Source organism: Paraglaciecola sp. 2405UD69-4, from assembly GCF_047525415.1.
Classification (GTDB): domain Bacteria; phylum Pseudomonadota; class Gammaproteobacteria; order Enterobacterales; family Alteromonadaceae; genus Paraglaciecola.
The window spans coordinates 858,463-874,614 of record NZ_JBLIXM010000001.1 but is presented as its reverse complement, the minus strand read 5'-3'; the positions used below and the strand labels follow the sequence as shown (position 1 = coordinate 874,614).

Below are 16,152 nucleotides of genomic sequence, written 5' to 3'. Positions count from 1 at the left end.
CGTGGATTTTTTGCGTTTAATGCTAAGAGTTGCTCAAGTAACAACCAATAACAAATATAGATAAGGATGTTGTCAAAAATAATAATAATAATAAATAGGCAAGATCATTTTGAACTCCTTATCTACTGTAAATACGCAAAATTTAAAATCAGTTATTCCCCAAATTAAATCCTATGAAGAACGTCTGCAAGCCCTTAACCTTTGGTGGGGTAAAATTTCCTTAATTGGTAAAATTAACAGCCAAAATGTATCGGATAGTATTCTCGAAGAGATGCACTACACCCGCCAAAAGTTTTCTAAGCTCCAAGAAAGACTGATTCAAAACCTACTTAACGCTCACCTACAAAAACGCATGGCTGAGGACCAAAACAAATCTCAGGTAGCAGTTGATATCCTCATTAGAAATCTATTTGAAAGAACAGCTGATGTTGGTTTTTTAGCAACAGACGATGACATTCGAAACTTCTTACTTATCCAAAATAAGAGTGAAAATGATCGCTTAAAGATGCAAGTTCGGCTGCAAGAATATGTAAAGAAGTACTCTGTATATGATGAAATCATAATACTTGACCCTACAGGTAAAGTGCAGATTAATTTAAACCCCGACAACAAGATCACCCACAGCAAAGATCCACTCATTTTCGAAACCCTTTCCACCAAGCAAGACTATATTGAAACCTTTGGTAAAAGTGATTTACAACCTCAGCAACAACACTCATTAATTTATTCTTGCACCATTAAAACCAGTAACAATCAAGATGCTAAGGTTTTAGGGGTTCTATGCTTATGTTTTCGATTTGATGATGAAATGGAAAGTATATTCAATAATTTACAGTCTAAAGGTATGACTAGCAGTATTAATATTGTTGACGCAAAACATAAGGTTATTGCATCTAGTCACCCACAAATTTTCGAACTAGAAGACTTTCTTACAGATCATGAATCAACCACTTTAGTGAGTTTTAAACAACAAGATTACCTATCGACCAAATCAACCACAAAGGGATATCAGGGCTTTATGGGCCTGTCTTGGTGCGGACAGGTTATGACCCCCCTTCAAGATGCGTTTCAACATACACATCAAGTAAGCAGCACCCCAAATGAAGCATTTACTTTATTAAATTCAGAACTATTTTCAGACGAATTAAAAGATATTTACCGAAGTTCGATGCTAATTAACGACGATCTAAGCTTAGTTGTATTAAATGGCATCATTGCCGCTGCAAGAAATAGTGCAGTTGAATTCATGCCAGTTTTGGACGAAATCAAAAAAACCGGACAAGGCATAGTGTCTATTTTTTCTGATTCAATCGATAATCTAAAATCTACAGTATTAAGTTCAAGGCTGAGTGACTTGAGTTTTTACGCAAGCTTAGCTGTGGATATAATGGATCGTAATTTATACGAAAGAGCAAATGATGTGAGATGGTGGGCATTAACTACTGTTTTTCGCGAACACTTACAAAGCAAAGAACTTAGCAGCGCAGCCAAACAAGAAATTTCAAACATACTGCTCTACATAAACAAGTTATACACGGTTTACACCAATTTATATGTTTACGATAGAAATGGAGTCATCTTAGCCGTTTCAAACCAAGACCAAGGGCACTTCATTGGCCAACAAGTTGAGCCTAAAAGCGGTGCAGCTGAAGCACTGCAAGTGAACGATTCACAAAAATATTCGGTTTCAAGTTTCGCTAAAAGCAATCAATATCAAAATAACCAAACCTATATATACAATGCTTCGATAACAAACTTGGAACAATCAAGTGTAATAGGTGGCATTGGGATTGTTTTTGATAGCAAACCAGAATTTTCGGAGATGTTAAACGACACACTACCGATTGACGAGCAGGGCAAAATTATTAATGGATGTTTCGCAATTTATTGCCAACGAGACGGCATGATAGTTTCAAGTACAGAGAACTCACCCCAAGGTGTGGGTGAAATAGTCGACTTAGATAAAGACCTTTTATCGTTACAAAATGGCGAGCAGCATTCTTTGTTAGTTGAATATAAAGGCAAACCTTATGCTGCTGGCATAGCCGCTTCAAATGGCTACAGAGAATATAAAACCACGGGCGATTATTGTAATGATATATTAGCCTTAATAATGCTACCTAGCTAATACCTTTTGGCAGCAAAAGTAAATAATAATTAACATTAAGTTAAACACAGCCAACCTAACAAGATAATGTTAAACTTTGCAACTATTTTCATTGAAATTTACTCTAAAAAACACGATAAACACATTAAAAATCAAATATCCTAAATTCTAGACAACGTAAATCAGTAAATTACCTAAACAGCAAGTTCGCGGCATTTCATGTTAATTTACCAACACTTTTCTCTAATAATTGCCTTTTATCCATCATTTTATGGCATAGTGGCGAAAACTTCCTATTATGATGAAAGTTGGTACTAACAAGCCTAACGCTACTACCCAATTATTTATCAAATACCGAGACAAAATATGAAAATTTTAATTCGAAATCTAGATCGTACAACCAATGAAGACGAGCTCAAGTTGTTATTTCAAGAATATGGAACTGTACAATCTTGTAACCTAGTTACAGACAAAGTCAGCGGCACATCTAAAGGGTTTGCTTTTATAGAAATGCCAAAAGTAGGAGAAGCTAAAGCAGCAATCAAAAATTTAAACTATAAGACACTGGGAGAGAATAAAATAAGAGTTAAAAAAGCAGAGCCTAAAGCTGCGGATACCCCAGAAGACTAAACCTATTTACCGATTTATATAAAAGCCACTAAGCAGCAGTGGCTTTTAGCCCATCTAAAATATCAAACAAAGCGGTTTCATCAACCTCAATATCTTGGCTAAGCTCATTAGTCACTCGGTTTTGTGTAAAGACACTAGTATTAGCAAGCACTTCTTCATCGATAGCATTAGGATTATTGCGCAGCGATAAAGGCTCTGGATGCATTGCCAACCAAAGGTGCGCCGACCTAATATGGCCACTTCCCATCAAGTTTGCGGTATTTTCAGCCTTTTTCCAATAATTTGCATCTACTGCCAAAGAGGAGCGTTTGTAATAATGAAGCCCTTGATTATCTATTGAGACATACTGAGGCTCCTCTGTTTTTTCTATACGAGGACGATAAAGACTATTTGGCTCTAACATTGCTAACAAAAGAGCAAATTTAGCACCCTGCTGAGAGGAACGATTAAGCTCTCCATTTAACTCGAGATCACCAGATAAGGTAAAATCAACATGGGCATTGTTTAGATTGCTTTCTGAGCTTAACAAATATAATCCAAAGTAATTAAAGGATGAATAACCTATTTATCGCATTAAACAGCGAAGACTTTAGGTAAATCTGTAGATCTGCCTCCTAACCTTTGACATTTACAATTAAATCACCAGAATGTCTTACCTGACTTTTAGTCACCATAATTTATGGTTACAACAAGCTATCTCTTTAACTTATGACTACTACTTGTATTATTTAGGAATTTTTTTAATGAATAGACTGCTGCGCGCTATCTTCCCTCTAGCGATATTGCCCCTCTCTCCTTATGTATTTTCTGCAGATAATACAAGCCTATTAAACACATATAGTAAGGATACTTTAATAGAATCAAGAATCGTTGGTGGCGACGAAGCGGTAGCCGATGACTGGCCTTGGATCGCTGCTTATGTTTTTCCATTTGGTACAGGTGATACATCATTAGTTGTAAATAATGAAACCTTTGATACTAACCCTTTTACTTATGGTACAGGCGGCCAAGCGAATGCTGAAATTGTCGATTGCGGCTTAGGCGACTACACATGTACAGAAGCTGCCGGAAAAGTGTGCCTAATCGAGCGGGGTGATATTAACTTTTCTTTAAAAGTTAATAATTGTGAATCAGGCGGTGGTGTTGGTGCAATCATATATAACAATGAAGAAGAAGGTAACTTTATTGGTACTTTGGGTGATGGCTTTATTGGAACTATTCCAGCGGTTGCAATCAGTCGTGATGATGGCCTTCTTTTGCTCGAAGAGATAGGCGAGCTTGCAAGTATTAATGTTTCCTTTGCTCAAGATATAGTCTGCGGGGGCTCTTTTATAGGCGACAAATGGGTCATAACAGCCGCACATTGTGTTGAAGATAGTACTTATCACAGTATTCTTAAGATGAATGTAGGTGAATACGACTTAACAGATGGAGCTGAAAACGCAATAGATATAGCCAACGTCTATATTCATCCAGACTACGATCCAAATGCATTTAACAACGATATTGCCATAGTAGAGCTGGCTGAATCATTGACTGTACCTGCAGTCACTATAGCAACATCTGAAGTAACCTCTCAATATGCAATAGAAAATAGCACAGCTACCGTTGCTGGCTGGGGGAGTAGAATTGGGTATGAGCCAAACGAAGAACACATTGAAGATTTTCCAGATATCCTACAACAAGTTGATTTACAGCTTTACACCAATCAAGAATGTATAAGTACATTAAGCGAAAACGTCTTTGTTGATGACTCAGATATAACAAGCAACATGATTTGTGCAGGCGTTCCAGCTGGAGGTAAAAGCTCCTGTCAGGGCGATAGCGGGGGCCCTTTAGTAATCAATACAGGCTCTGGCGTTCAACAAGTGGGCATTGTTAGTTTCGGATTTGGTTGTGGCGCTGAGGGGTACCCAGGTGTCTATACCCGAGTTTCTGAGTACATCGATTGGATAAATAACATCACAGGTGGTGTAGCAATTGAAACTCAGTTTGACTTTGGAGTTGTACTAGAAGGTGAATCACTCAGTGAGAGCTTTGAAGTGTCTAATAATAGTATTTCAACAGTAACGCTCAGTTTTGAAACATCCGGCAGTAACTCTATTACTATTGACAGCACAGCATGTAACACTATAGCTGCGAACAGTTCTTGCGAGATTGACGTTACCTATACACCAAGTGGGAGTGAAGATTTAAACGCTGAAATCATTATTTCTACAGATAACATTAATATCCCGGGTAATAACTTAAAGCTGACAGGTATTGCCCTAGCTGAGTCTAACTCAATCGGTGCATTAGTTGGAGAAACTGACGTTACTTGGTTTAGTGGTGGCTCTAATGAACTGGGCTGGGTTTCAAATACCCAAGAAGGCATTGAAAGTGGCGCCATTACAGATTTACAAGAAAGTACCCTAGTCGCATTGGTAAGCGGCACAGGCACCTTTACCTTTGAATGGTCTGTTTCTTCAGAAGAAAATACAGCCCTTGAGCCTACCGATGATGATTATGAGCCCTACGATGCCCTATTCGTTTATGTAAATGATGAATTACTTGATTTCATTACAGGAGACGTGGACTTTACAGAATACAGCATAGAGTTGTCAGGTGGCACAAACGTTATTACTTGGGTTTACAGTAAAGATTTAAATACTAGCTCTGGAGATGATAAAGGTTACATACGTAACGTTGACTTCCAAGTTCCAACAGACTCCACAGACACTGTGACAGAGACTTCTAATAACTCATCTGGAGGTGGCAGCTTAATGTGGTTAACACTATTGATAATTTTTGGGTTAGGAATACGGAATATATTAACGACTAAGTAATTAATTTAACCTACATAAAAATGCAAGGTCGCATTAATCAATACTATACAGCCTCTAAATATCAAGAGGCTGTATGTAAAAGATACAATAATTGCTAAAAATAAAAATTAGAGCAAATCTGTCAGATCATCTAAGCAAGACATAACTTGATTACTAGCTTGCTCCATTGCCACTAAGTATTTTACTGCTTCGTCTTTATTGCCTTTTGCCAATAACTCCATTGCTTTTAATCCGTTTTGATGTACTGCTTCGTGGGGCTTATCTAAATTTCTAAAAGGCGCGCTATCAGCATATTTTTGTTTGCCTTCGGCTTGATACCATTTTCCTAAACGACACATCTTATGGTCAGCAAAAGCATCTAAATTATGCTCTTTAAGTCCATAAATAACAGCGTAAACTTCACTTTTCCAAACTATATGATCTAACTTAACTGTCTGTATAAATGAGCGGTGAGATCCACTTGTAATAGTATCTTTCATGGCATTACTAGAATTAACAATAGATGTAAAACTACTATTTAACTCACTAACACCGACTGATAAGGTATCATTGTTGCCTTTAATTTCATTAACAGAATCCACGGCATCCGCTGTTGAGGATATAATATCACCAACTAAGTCAGCGACCTCACTTGCAGACTTATTCGTTTCATTGGCTAAAGAGCGCACTTCGTCGGCAACTACACTAAATCCTCTTCCAGCATCTCCGGCTCTGGCAGCTTCAATAGCAGCATTTAATGCAAGTAGGTTAGTTTGGTCGGAAATACTAGTAATAGTAGTAACAAATGTATTGATGTTATCAGCCTTATTAGAGAGGCCTGAAATATTAGCAGTCATTGTCATCATTTTTGTACTTAGTTCAGACATTGATGAAGCGATTGACTCTAAAGATGTAGAAGAGCTTTCAAATAACTTATTAATCCCTTCAATTGACTCACTTTGCTTGTCAATGCGTTGAAATGACTCTAGCACTGTTTGTCTTATACCTTCCACTTGCCCCAAAGAATCGAGCGTACACTTTACTAAAGTTTTTTCATAACTAGCGCTGGAAGAGTTTTCCAAAGCATTTGCTGCAACTACCTTTTTAAGATCTATATTCTCTGACTGCACAGCATCAAGTTTTTGAGATAACTCAATAACTCTTTGCTCTAATTGGTTTTTCTCAGATATTACTTTCTTGTACTGCGAAGACAAGACAAACCTATTGACCCCTTAGTTTCTAACTTAGTTACTAAATATCGGCTGATTATTCAAAGCCTTCAACAAGATAAACAGGTTTCATAAAAATAGAGGCGATTAGTTTGCTTTAACTCTTTGCCAAGCCGCTTCCATATTCTCTAAATCAGCGTCAGCAACACAAGAGCCTTGCGCTTTTAAAAGCTGCTCGACTTGCCTAAAGCGCTGTTCAAATTTGTGATTAGCTTTAATTAAGGCGCTTTCGGCATTAACATTAAGGTGCCTTGCAAGATTAACCACCGAAAACAACAAGTCACCAACCTCCTCTTCAACGGCTTGTTGATTTGGGTTTGCAACTGCAACTTCATCAATAACTTCTTGGATTTCTTCCCTAACCTTAGCAACGACAGGGTCAAGAGTGGGCCAATCAAACCCGACTTTTGCACATTGCTTTTGTAATTTATGAGCTTTGATTAAGGGGGTAACGCCACTAGGTATATTGGCTAATAGGCTTGAGTCATTATCTTTACCGGATTCAGCACGCTCTTGAGCTTTTATATCATCCCATTGCTTAGATAAATCTTGGTTGCTTTTCTCTTTGCTGCTAGCAAAAACGTGGGGATGACGACGAATTAATTTATCAGAGATGCCGCTAGCAATATCATCAAAGCTAAACTGGCCTTGTTCACTACCAAGCTGCCCATAAAACACCACTTGAAATAACAAGTCTCCAAGTTCGTCTTTGATATCTTGCATGTCTTTACGAGCAATTGCGTCAGCGACTTCATAAGTCTCTTCAATGGTATAGGGCACAATACTGTCAAAGGTTTGCTGTAGATCCCAAGGGCATCCAGATTCGGGATCTCTAAGCTGCTGCATTATGCTCAAAAGCTCGGCAATGGGCGTATTTTTAGCTGTCATCGGCTATTAGTTATTATCCGTTTTATACACATTGGTGACGCCTTTAACAGACTGTATTCTTGCAATTGTCTTTAATAAGGTCGTTAAATCTTTAACTTCGATACTCAGCTCAATTTTGGCCGTGTTTAGTTTGGTATCACTGGAGCTATTCACACCAAGTAGACTAACCCTTTCATTGGTCAATACAGTTGTCACGTCTCTTAATACACCGGCTCTGTCAGTACTTTGCACCACCACTTTGGTTTGAAACGCGCCCTGTATATCGCTTGCCCAATTAACGTCAATTTCACGCTCTGGGTGAGTGTCAAGCAAGTGGGCTAACTGATCACAATCTTGTCTGTGAACACTGACTCCACGACCTTGCGTAATATAACCTTGAATCGGCTCTCCCGGTAAAGGCTGGCAACAACCGGCAATTTGGTTCATCAAGTTACCTACACCTTCGACAACAATGGTGTCTTTTTTGTTAGTAGAAGGTTTGCGAGGAACAAGCTTAAGCTCCAACTCTGGCTCTTTTTCAGGTGCATGCTTTTGCTGTAAATAATGCACAACCTGCATGATTTTAATATCACCAGCGCCTAGAGCTGCGTATAAATCTTCGACTGTTTGCATATTAAAACGAGCCGTCGCTTCTGCTGCAAGCTTGCCATCCATACTCAACTTGCCTAGCTCTCTATCCAAAAGCTCTTTACCAGCAATCGCATTTTTATCTTTATCTTGGCGCTTAAAGTAGGTTTGAATCTTCGCTCTTGCTCGAGAAGAATACACATAACCTAAACCCGGATGCATCCAATCCCTACTGGGGTTTGAATGTTTACCCGTCAACACTTCTACCTGATCACCTGTCTGTAACTGATAAGTAAAAGGTACAATGCGACCTCCAACTTTTGCACCATTGCATCTATGGCCTACATTACTGTGAATATAATAAGCAAAATCCAAGGGTGTAGACCCTAGCGGTAAGTCAACTACATCGCCATCAGGGGTAAATACGTAAACTCTATCATCGAACACTTGGCTTCGTAGTTCTTCAACCAAATCACCAGAGTCTGATACTTCATCTTGCCACTGTAATATTTTTCGTAACCAATTGATCCGTTCTTCATACCCAGATCGCCCAGAAGCCGTACCTTCTTTATAACGCCAATGAGCAGCCACCCCTAACTCGGCATCTTGGTGCATTTTTTCGGTTCGAATTTGTATCTCTATGGTTTTACCTTGTTTTCCTAGGGTAACAGTGTGAATAGATTGGTATCCATTTGCTTTGGGCGTAGCAATATAATCATCAAACTCTTGGGGAATATGACGCCAATGGGCATGCACAACCCCCAAAGCCGCGTAACAATCTTGCAAACGTTCAGCGATGATCCTAACAGCACGAATGTCATAAAGCTGTTCAAAGCTAAGGTGCTTTTTCTGCATTTTTTTCCAAATGCTGTAAATATGCTTAGGCCTTCCGTATACCTTTGCTTTTATATTCTGAGAATCTAATACACCTTGAAGTTCGTTAACAAAGTCTTCGATATACACTTCACGATCAGTACGACGTTCATCTAATAATTTTGCAATTTGTTTATAAGACTTAGGGTGTAAATAACGAAACGAGTGATCTTCTAGTTCCCATTTTAATTGCCCTATACCTAACCTATTAGCTAACGGAGCGTAAATATTGGCACACTCGCGGGCCACTAAAACCCGAGTTTCTTCGTCTTCATTTTTAACTTTTTGTAAGGCGCATATTCGTTCTGCAAGCTTAAGAACGACTGCTCTTACATCCTCGACCATAGCAAGTAACATGCGCCTAACGTTATCGATTTGAGACTCGTCATTTTTACGAGCACTGTTGGCGCGAGTATGGAGCGATTTAATCGCATCCATTCTCCGTACACCCACAATTAGCTTCTGAATGCCCTCTCCAAATAACTCAGTAATTTCATCGTCATCTAACTTATGGACTTCACAATATGGATAAATAAGCGCGGCTTGTAAGGTTTCATCATCCATGTGTAGTTCATGGAGGATTTCTACCATTTCTTGGCCTGTTAGCAGTATTTCAGGGGTATCGGAAACATCACGAAGTTTTTGCTTACTAGACTCAGGCAAATTAAGGCCTGCTAACCATTCAGCAAATGGAGGGCGTTTTTCTTCGTGTACTTTTCGAATTGAAACCATAAAACAAGCCTTACTTTTGATATATCTTTCTAGATATGTAAATTGGGACTTTCACAATCCACACCCTAATCATCAGGGTTACTAACTTTGGTTTAACTAATCTATCGACGATTTAAATATCTGTTTGCAACAGCAAAGATAATTTAAGCACCATTGAAGTGCATCTTACTAAAGAGATTCTAGAACCACAGTTACCACTGCGTAGTGCTTCTCGTCAGAAATCGATATAAAACTATTGTTAATCTGCCTTTGTTCGCATATTTCAGCAAATTTCCCAGTAAAAACCAGACTAGGCTGACCAGATGGAAGATTTACAACTTCAACATCTTTAAAACCCACTCCGTTTGCAATCCCTGTGCCTAGGGCTTTAACGGCTGCTTCTTTTGCAGCAAAACGTTTAGCTAAAAATTGCGCTGGAAATTTATGTTGTTCGAAAATCTGCCACTCTGCAGGCGTTAAAATTCGCTCCGCAATACGCTTTGAATGACTAATTAGTTTTTCAATGCGTTCAATTTCTACTATGTCTGTGCCTAATCCTGCAATTGCCATAAATGAATTACGCCCGAGCTTCTTGCATCAACTTACGCATATCAGCAACAGCTTTTGCCAGCCCATCAAAAGCGGCTCTAGCAATAATGGCATGACCAATATTGAGTTCATACAGCTCCTCTATGGCGGCGATGGGTTTCACATTATGATAATGCAGCCCGTGACCTGCATTCACCTTTAGGCCTTTTGAATGCGCATATTTAATTCCTTCAATCAGAACAGCGAGTTCTTTTTGCTGCTCTTGTTCATTGTCAGCTTCAGCATATTGTCCTGTATGAATTTCAATAAAAGGAGCACCTGCAGCAATCGCCGCATCTATTTGCGTTTTATCCGCATCAATAAACAAAGAAACTAAGATACCAAGAGCGGCTAAACGTTCACATGCAGATGTAATTTTAGGTAAATTTCCTGCTACGTCCAAGCCACCTTCAGTGGTTAATTCTTCTCGCTTTTCAGGGACAAGGCAACAAAACTCAGGTAAGGTTTTCTCAGCAATGAGTAGCATTTCTTCTGTGACTGCCATCTCTAAATTCATACGGGTCTGTATGGTCTGCTTGAGAATCTGCACATCTCGGTCAAGTATATGCCTTCTGTCTTCTCTAAGATGAACGGTAATGCCATCAGCTCCAGCACGCTCTGCAATTTCAGCTGCATGAACTGGATCTGGATACTGTGTTCCCCTTGCATTTCGAAGGGTCGCTATATGATCAATATTTACACCTAGCAAAATTTCTTTCATTTACGCTTCTCATTTTTTTCTAAAAGCACTTTTAGTCCATGTCTGCTGAAAAAGCTCTCTGCTTTTTAGCGGTTTATGACCTAATAAGTGGGCTAATGCAGTACGAGTTATATATTTCGCACACTTTAAACTTTCTGTTGTCCAGCTATTATCGCCCATAGCAATAAGGGCCGCTCCAGAAAAACGATTGGAGCCTACCGAGCCAGATTCAACCGTTTTAACACCCTGCTCCAACACTAAGCAATAGTCGATTTCAGGCTCTACTATTTGCCCAGTTTCAAAATCATGAAGTAAATCTATTCCATATCCCAATTCGTCCAATAAAATTAACTCGAACTGACGTAAGCAGGGCTCCATTTCGCAACCATTTTGTAGCAAAGTTAAACTTTGATAATAATACTCGTAAAGTTCAGGATGAGGGACTTCTTTGGGTAACAACCTATTCAACAATTCATTTAGGTACATGGCACAAAACAATGCTTGACCACCTAAGTTAAGCATTTTACCGGCAGATTCAAGTTGATTGAGGTTTCGCAGCTCATGCTTACCAGAAATGCTAACAAGTAAAGGTTGAAAGGGTTGTAACAAGCTTTTTTTATCGCCTTTGTTTCCTCTGACACCTTTAACTACTGCACTAATTTTACCGACTTCTAGCGTGAAAATATCCGTTAAGTAGCTGGTTTCTCTATATGCTCGGCGATGCAATACAAAACCATGTAGTGGTTCAACAACCAACAGAAGTAACCTTATATAGGGAGATTAACTAACTTTAATACGTACAACTTTCATGGCTTCAAACTCCATTCCAGCAATATCTTCGGTGATAGGGTAATAAGTCAGATTAACTCTCGCCCCCGTTAGATTTTTATACATTTTTCTACGGCGAAATTTGAAAGGAACATCAATGCCGTCAATCATCAGCGTATTAGCAAACCAATCATCGTCTTTTCTTTGAACATGGGACACCACAGACATATCTTCTGAATGTGTGAGGTTATCGTGCTTGTCTAGTAACTTTTCTACGTCGGATTTTTTTGCCATAACATTTTTTTTAATTCGATAAAGAAAGTAGTCTAGCACTTCTAGGGTATTTCATAAATGCTTAACCCTTAAACAGCAAGATTATAACGCCACCAGACCATCAACTAGTAATTGTAGACTGGTTTTACCTCGGAACTCATTTATGTCTAACTTATATGCCACACTAACTCGACGACATGCAGGATTAGGCCACAGTGTTAAGTCGATATTAAAAGCGATGGCATCTATTAAAATTCCACTTGTATGTTTAAGCATCATTTTTAAGTGCTTAGCCCCCACAAGCCGCTGCTCTAGAAGTTCAAACTCGCCGTCAAATAAAGGCTCGGGAAATTGCTGTCCCCAAGGCCCGGCCTCTTTCACTTGCTGAGCAAATTCCAAAGTAAAATCTGCAGCCGCTAACTCACCATCGCTCACTAGCTCACCTGCCAAGGGTTTACCAGCTAATGCCTCTTCAGCTAATTGGTTAAATGCTTGTTTAAATGCCTCTAGGTTACGCAAAGGCAAGCTTAGGCCAGCTGCCATAGCATGCCCACCAAACTTACCTATGATATCTGGGTAACGACTACTCAGCTCTTCGAGTAAATCACGAATATGTAATCCAGGGATCGAGCGTGCTGAACCTTTAAGGGTATGATCGTCATGGTGTGCAAAGGCTATAGTTGGCCGAAAATACTTTTCTTTTATACGCCCGGCTAAAATACCTATAACACCTTGATGGTAGTTCTCTTCATATAAAACCAAACCAAAAGGCAATTGACTTGCTTCCAAGTTTAGATTCTCCAACGCCTTTACTGCTTCTTCTTGCATCGACCCTTCTATCTCGCGACGCTCCCGATTAAGGCCATCAAGTTGCACTGCGATTTGCCGTGCTTTGGTGTCAGAGTCTGTGAGTAGGCACTCAATACCCAAAGACATATCGTCGAGGCGCCCTGCTGCATTTAACCTTGGACCGATCACAAATCCCAAATCAGAAGCCTGCATACGGCGCTTATCACGAGAGGCAACTTCCATAATGGCTTTGATACCTGGTCGGCACTTATTACCTCTAATTCTTTGTAAGCCTTGATGCACTAAAATACGATTATTAGCATCCAGCGGAACAACATCGGCAACCGTACCTAAGGCCACCACATCGAGCAAATCTGCTAAATTTGGTATATTGATACCTTTGTTTTCAAACCAATCTATTTCTTTCAATTTGGCCCGTAGAGCCAACATCAGGTAAAACGCCACCCCAACGCCAGCTAAGTTTTTAGACAGAAACTCACAACCAGGCTGATTGGGATTCACGATTGCATCAGCTTGTGGCAAAGATTCCGCCGCCAAGTGGTGATCGGTAATAACCACTTCTATGCCCAGTGATTTGGCTTTCGCCACCCCAGCAAAGCAAGCTATACCATTATCAACTGTCATGATTAGTTGTGCTTTTTGTTGGTGAGCCACTTCAACTATCTCGGGACTTAACCCATAGCCAAAATCAAAGCGGTTCGGTACCAAATAATCATGATTTTTCGAGCCCAGCCAAGAGAGTGACAACATACTCAGAGCGGTACTGGTTGCGCCATCGGCATCAAAGTCGCCAATAACCATGATCTTGCGCTCTGCAACTATTGCATTTGCCAGTAGCTCCACTGCTTTATTGACTCCAGTTAAATCTTGGTAGTGTAATAAAGCTTGCACATTTCGTTGCAGCTGAGTTTCGTTTTCAATACCGCGGTCAGCGTAAATCTGTTTTATTATCGGATGAATTGAGTCAGGTAAATGACTACTAGTTTGATGTTCTCTACGGCGGATTTGCACAACGGGCATAAGGGATAATCTAATTTGAGGAAAAATAAAAGCCCGCTATAAACGGGCTTGGAATAATAACTAACAAGGGGGTTACATTATCGCTTTTAAAGCTTTCTCTAATTCATGGGGAGGTTGATAGCCCGGTATTACAGCGCCATTAGGCAAAACGATATTTGGCGTGCCACCAACACCAATTTGCTGACCAAACTGATATTGCTGAGCAACTTTAGTACTACAATTTTTACGAGTAACACTCGCCCCAGCTTTAGCGTTATTCATAGCTTCTTGTGGGTTATCAGAACACCACACAGACACCATATCATTATATGGCGCGCTATTTATACCGGCCCTAGGGAAAGCTAAATAACGTACAGTTATGCCTAAGTCATTGTACTCTTCCATTTGATTGTGTAGCTTACGGCAATAACCACAAGTTATGTCTGTGAAAACATTTACAACATATTTTTCGTTTTCAGCTTTGTATTCAATTGTATCGTTTTCAAACGCCTTAATGCCATCAAGACGAACTTGACCAAGCGACTCTTCGGTGAGGTTACGCATACCATCTTCAGTATCGTAAATACGGGCTTGCAATAAATACTGCCCATCTAAGCTGGTGTAAAACAAACCACGATTAGTTAATACCTGTAATAAACCAGGGATAGGTGCATCACCAATTGACGTTACTTGCATGTTTAAATTGTTTTGAATTTTAGCTTTTGCTTGTTCATATTTAGCAGTGTCATCAGCTGCCGATGAGCTAAAACTAACGCTTAGTATTAAACCAGCTAAAATGCTGCTAATTTTTGTCCGTGCTTTCATTAGGTTTCCCAAGTAATTTCAATAATAATATGACCCTAAAGAGGGAAAATAATTTCAAATAAAATAGTTTAATTTGTTAATGCTTAAGTGTAACGGAAGCAAACCACTAACCCAACACCTGATTCAGCCTCTTTTAGCACCCTAACCTCTTGGGTGATGCTCCGCTACTAGCTTCTGTAAACGCTCTGTGGCTACATGGGTGTATATTTGTGTAGTAGATAAATCACTATGGCCTAATAGCATTTGTACCACTCGTAAATCCGCCCCATGGTTCAATAAATGAGTAGCGAATGCATGGCGCAAAGTATGGGGTGATAAATCGTTTTTTATACCTGCTAACTGACTATAGATTTTTATTCTATGCCAAAAGGTTTGCCTTGTCATGGCCACCCCGCGTTTACTAGGAAATACAATGTCACTCTCAGATTTAAGTAATAATATTCGCCCCTCTTTGATAAACCTTGCTAGCCATTCAATGGCTTCTTCACCTAAGGGCACTAACCTTTCTTTATTACCTTTACCTGTAACCCTAACCACGCCTTGTTGCAGGCTGACTTGATCCATTCTTAAGTTAATCAATTCTGTTACTCGCAAACCTGTGGCATACAAAACTTCTAACATAGCCTTGTCCCTTAGTTGAATAGGATCATCAGGTAGCGGGGCATTAAGTAGATCATCAACCTGCGCTTCACTTAAGGTTTTTGGTAATGTCTGAGGCAGCTTGGGGTTTTGCATTAAACTAATGGGATCATCAGCCCGGATTTTTTGGCGCAGCATATAGTGGCACAAAGCCCGTATGCTGCTCAAAACTCTAGAAGTACTGCGCTGCGACAAGCCGCCGTCAATCCGCATCGCAAGGTATTGATTTAAGGTTTCCTGGGTAAAGTTACTTAATTCAATTTCACCGATGTTAGCCGAAGATTGCTTCAAAAAACCTGAAAACTTCGTTAAATCAGCACGGTAAGCACTCAAGGTATTTTCACTTAAGCCTTTTTCTAACCACATAGCCTCGATAAAAGCTTCAATTTGCTCTTTATCTGCAGGGCTAATTATCATAAATATCCGTACCGCACTGCCAACATACTTCAAAGCTAGCTTCGTTTAACTCATTGCAGGTATTACAAAGCCACGACTGAGAGCTGTCGGGTTGCTCCTCAAAGCGGCGAATAAATTGCTCTACTTTAGGCAACCACTCCTCATCAAGGATCCATACTTCAGGGCTAGCATCAACTGCGGACAATTCACCGACACCACCAATTGCAAATTCATTTTTTACAAAACAATCAATGCCTTTTTCATCCAACAGTTGCTTTACTTGAAACACCATAAAACGGTCGTTATGGGTATATACTTTTTTCACTTGGCCACCAACTTATGTCT

Annotated in this window: 15 protein-coding genes; 3 read left to right on the top strand and 12 right to left on the bottom strand. The window is 39.6% G+C overall.

Going from position 1 to position 16,152, the window contains the following annotated elements; translation table 11 throughout:
• Positions 1-109 precede the first annotated feature (109 nt).
• Positions 110-2,128, top strand: coding sequence for a cache domain-containing protein (locus ACMUMK_RS03940; protein WP_414699817.1), 2,019 nt, complete (start codon positions 110-112; stop codon positions 2,126-2,128).
• A gap of 345 nt (positions 2,129-2,473) precedes the next feature.
• Positions 2,474-2,737, top strand: a complete 264-nt coding sequence (locus ACMUMK_RS03935; RefSeq protein WP_414699816.1) for an RNA recognition motif domain-containing protein — start codon at positions 2,474-2,476, stop codon at positions 2,735-2,737.
• Positions 2,738-2,765: 28 nt separating this feature from the next.
• On the opposite strand, the gene ACMUMK_RS03930 is transcribed toward ACMUMK_RS03935, so the two are convergent.
• Entirely contained in the window at positions 2,766-3,266 is a 501-nt protein-coding gene (locus ACMUMK_RS03930; RefSeq protein WP_414699815.1) for a VC2046/SO_2500 family protein, read from the bottom strand.
• Positions 3,267-3,480: 214 nt separating this feature from the next.
• On the opposite strand from ACMUMK_RS03930, the gene ACMUMK_RS03925 reads away from it, so the two are divergent.
• Positions 3,481-5,562 (top strand): trypsin-like serine protease, encoded by a 2,082-nt coding sequence (locus ACMUMK_RS03925; RefSeq protein WP_414699814.1) that lies wholly within the window; start codon positions 3,481-3,483, stop codon positions 5,560-5,562.
• Positions 5,563-5,669: 107 nt separating this feature from the next.
• Here the strand turns inward: ACMUMK_RS03925 and ACMUMK_RS03920 are convergent, their stop codons facing one another.
• The 11 genes from ACMUMK_RS03920 to ACMUMK_RS03870 form a co-directional block, all read right to left on the bottom strand.
• Positions 5,670-6,755: a methyl-accepting chemotaxis protein gene (locus tag ACMUMK_RS03920; protein ID WP_414699813.1), complete on the bottom strand. Its 1,086-nt coding sequence runs from the start codon at positions 6,753-6,755 to the stop codon at positions 5,670-5,672.
• Positions 6,756-6,857: 102 nt separating this feature from the next.
• Positions 6,858-7,658 (bottom strand): nucleoside triphosphate pyrophosphohydrolase, encoded by an 801-nt coding sequence (mazG, locus tag ACMUMK_RS03915; RefSeq protein WP_414699812.1) that lies wholly within the window; start codon positions 7,656-7,658, stop codon positions 6,858-6,860.
• Positions 7,659-7,664: 6 nt separating this feature from the next.
• A complete protein-coding gene (gene relA, locus ACMUMK_RS03910) occupies positions 7,665-9,830 on the bottom strand; it encodes a GTP diphosphokinase (protein ID WP_414699811.1) in 2,166 nt (721 codons plus the stop codon).
• Positions 9,831-9,998: 168 nt separating this feature from the next.
• Positions 9,999-10,379 (bottom strand): holo-ACP synthase, encoded by a 381-nt coding sequence (acpS, locus tag ACMUMK_RS03905; RefSeq protein ID WP_414699810.1) that lies wholly within the window; start codon positions 10,377-10,379, stop codon positions 9,999-10,001.
• Positions 10,380-10,386: 7 nt separating this feature from the next.
• Complete coding sequence (pdxJ, locus tag ACMUMK_RS03900; RefSeq protein WP_414699809.1) at positions 10,387-11,118, bottom strand: pyridoxine 5'-phosphate synthase; 732 nt, start codon at positions 11,116-11,118, stop codon at positions 10,387-10,389.
• A 9-nt stretch (positions 11,119-11,127) separates the two neighbouring features.
• Positions 11,128-11,853, bottom strand: a complete 726-nt coding sequence (gene recO / locus ACMUMK_RS03895) for a DNA repair protein RecO (RefSeq protein WP_414699808.1) — start codon at positions 11,851-11,853, stop codon at positions 11,128-11,130.
• Between the two features lie 24 nt (positions 11,854-11,877).
• The gene (locus ACMUMK_RS03890) at positions 11,878-12,159 is read right to left on the bottom strand and encodes a hypothetical protein (RefSeq protein ID WP_414699807.1); all 282 of its coding nucleotides are present in this window, start codon (positions 12,157-12,159) and stop codon (positions 11,878-11,880) included.
• Between the two features lie 81 nt (positions 12,160-12,240).
• Positions 12,241-13,959 (bottom strand): single-stranded-DNA-specific exonuclease RecJ, encoded by a 1,719-nt coding sequence (recJ, locus tag ACMUMK_RS03885; RefSeq protein WP_414700324.1) that lies wholly within the window; start codon positions 13,957-13,959, stop codon positions 12,241-12,243.
• A gap of 81 nt (positions 13,960-14,040) precedes the next feature.
• On the bottom strand, positions 14,041-14,772 hold the full coding sequence (gene dsbC / locus ACMUMK_RS03880) for a bifunctional protein-disulfide isomerase/oxidoreductase DsbC (RefSeq protein WP_414699806.1): 732 nt from the start codon (positions 14,770-14,772) through the stop codon (positions 14,041-14,043).
• Positions 14,773-14,913: 141 nt separating this feature from the next.
• On the bottom strand, positions 14,914-15,828 hold the full coding sequence (gene xerD / locus ACMUMK_RS03875; RefSeq protein ID WP_414699805.1) for a site-specific tyrosine recombinase XerD: 915 nt from the start codon (positions 15,826-15,828) through the stop codon (positions 14,914-14,916).
• Entirely contained in the window at positions 15,818-16,132 is a 315-nt protein-coding gene (locus ACMUMK_RS03870) for a DUF2007 domain-containing protein (protein WP_414699804.1), read from the bottom strand. The genes xerD and ACMUMK_RS03870 overlap by 11 nt, the downstream gene beginning before the upstream one ends.
• Positions 16,133-16,152: the final 20 nt, after the last annotated feature.

Coding starts and splice junctions, on each gene's coding strand:
- ACMUMK_RS03925 (WP_414699814.1), top strand. CDS start 3,481: ATGAATAGACTGCTGCGCGCTATCTTCCCTCTAGCGATATTGCCCCTC.
- mazG (WP_414699812.1), bottom strand. CDS start 7,658: ATGACAGCTAAAAATACGCCCATTGCCGAGCTTTTGAGCATAATGCAG.
- xerD (WP_414699805.1), bottom strand. CDS start 15,828: ATGATAATTAGCCCTGCAGATAAAGAGCAAATTGAAGCTTTTATCGAG.
- dsbC (WP_414699806.1), bottom strand. CDS start 14,772: ATGAAAGCACGGACAAAAATTAGCAGCATTTTAGCTGGTTTAATACTA.
- pdxJ (WP_414699809.1), bottom strand. CDS start 11,118: ATGAAAGAAATTTTGCTAGGTGTAAATATTGATCATATAGCGACCCTT.
- ACMUMK_RS03890 (WP_414699807.1), bottom strand. CDS start 12,159: ATGGCAAAAAAATCCGACGTAGAAAAGTTACTAGACAAGCACGATAAC.
- acpS (WP_414699810.1), bottom strand. CDS start 10,379: ATGGCAATTGCAGGATTAGGCACAGACATAGTAGAAATTGAACGCATT.
- ACMUMK_RS03935 (WP_414699816.1), top strand. CDS start 2,474: ATGAAAATTTTAATTCGAAATCTAGATCGTACAACCAATGAAGACGAG.
- relA (WP_414699811.1), bottom strand. CDS start 9,830: ATGGTTTCAATTCGAAAAGTACACGAAGAAAAACGCCCTCCATTTGCT.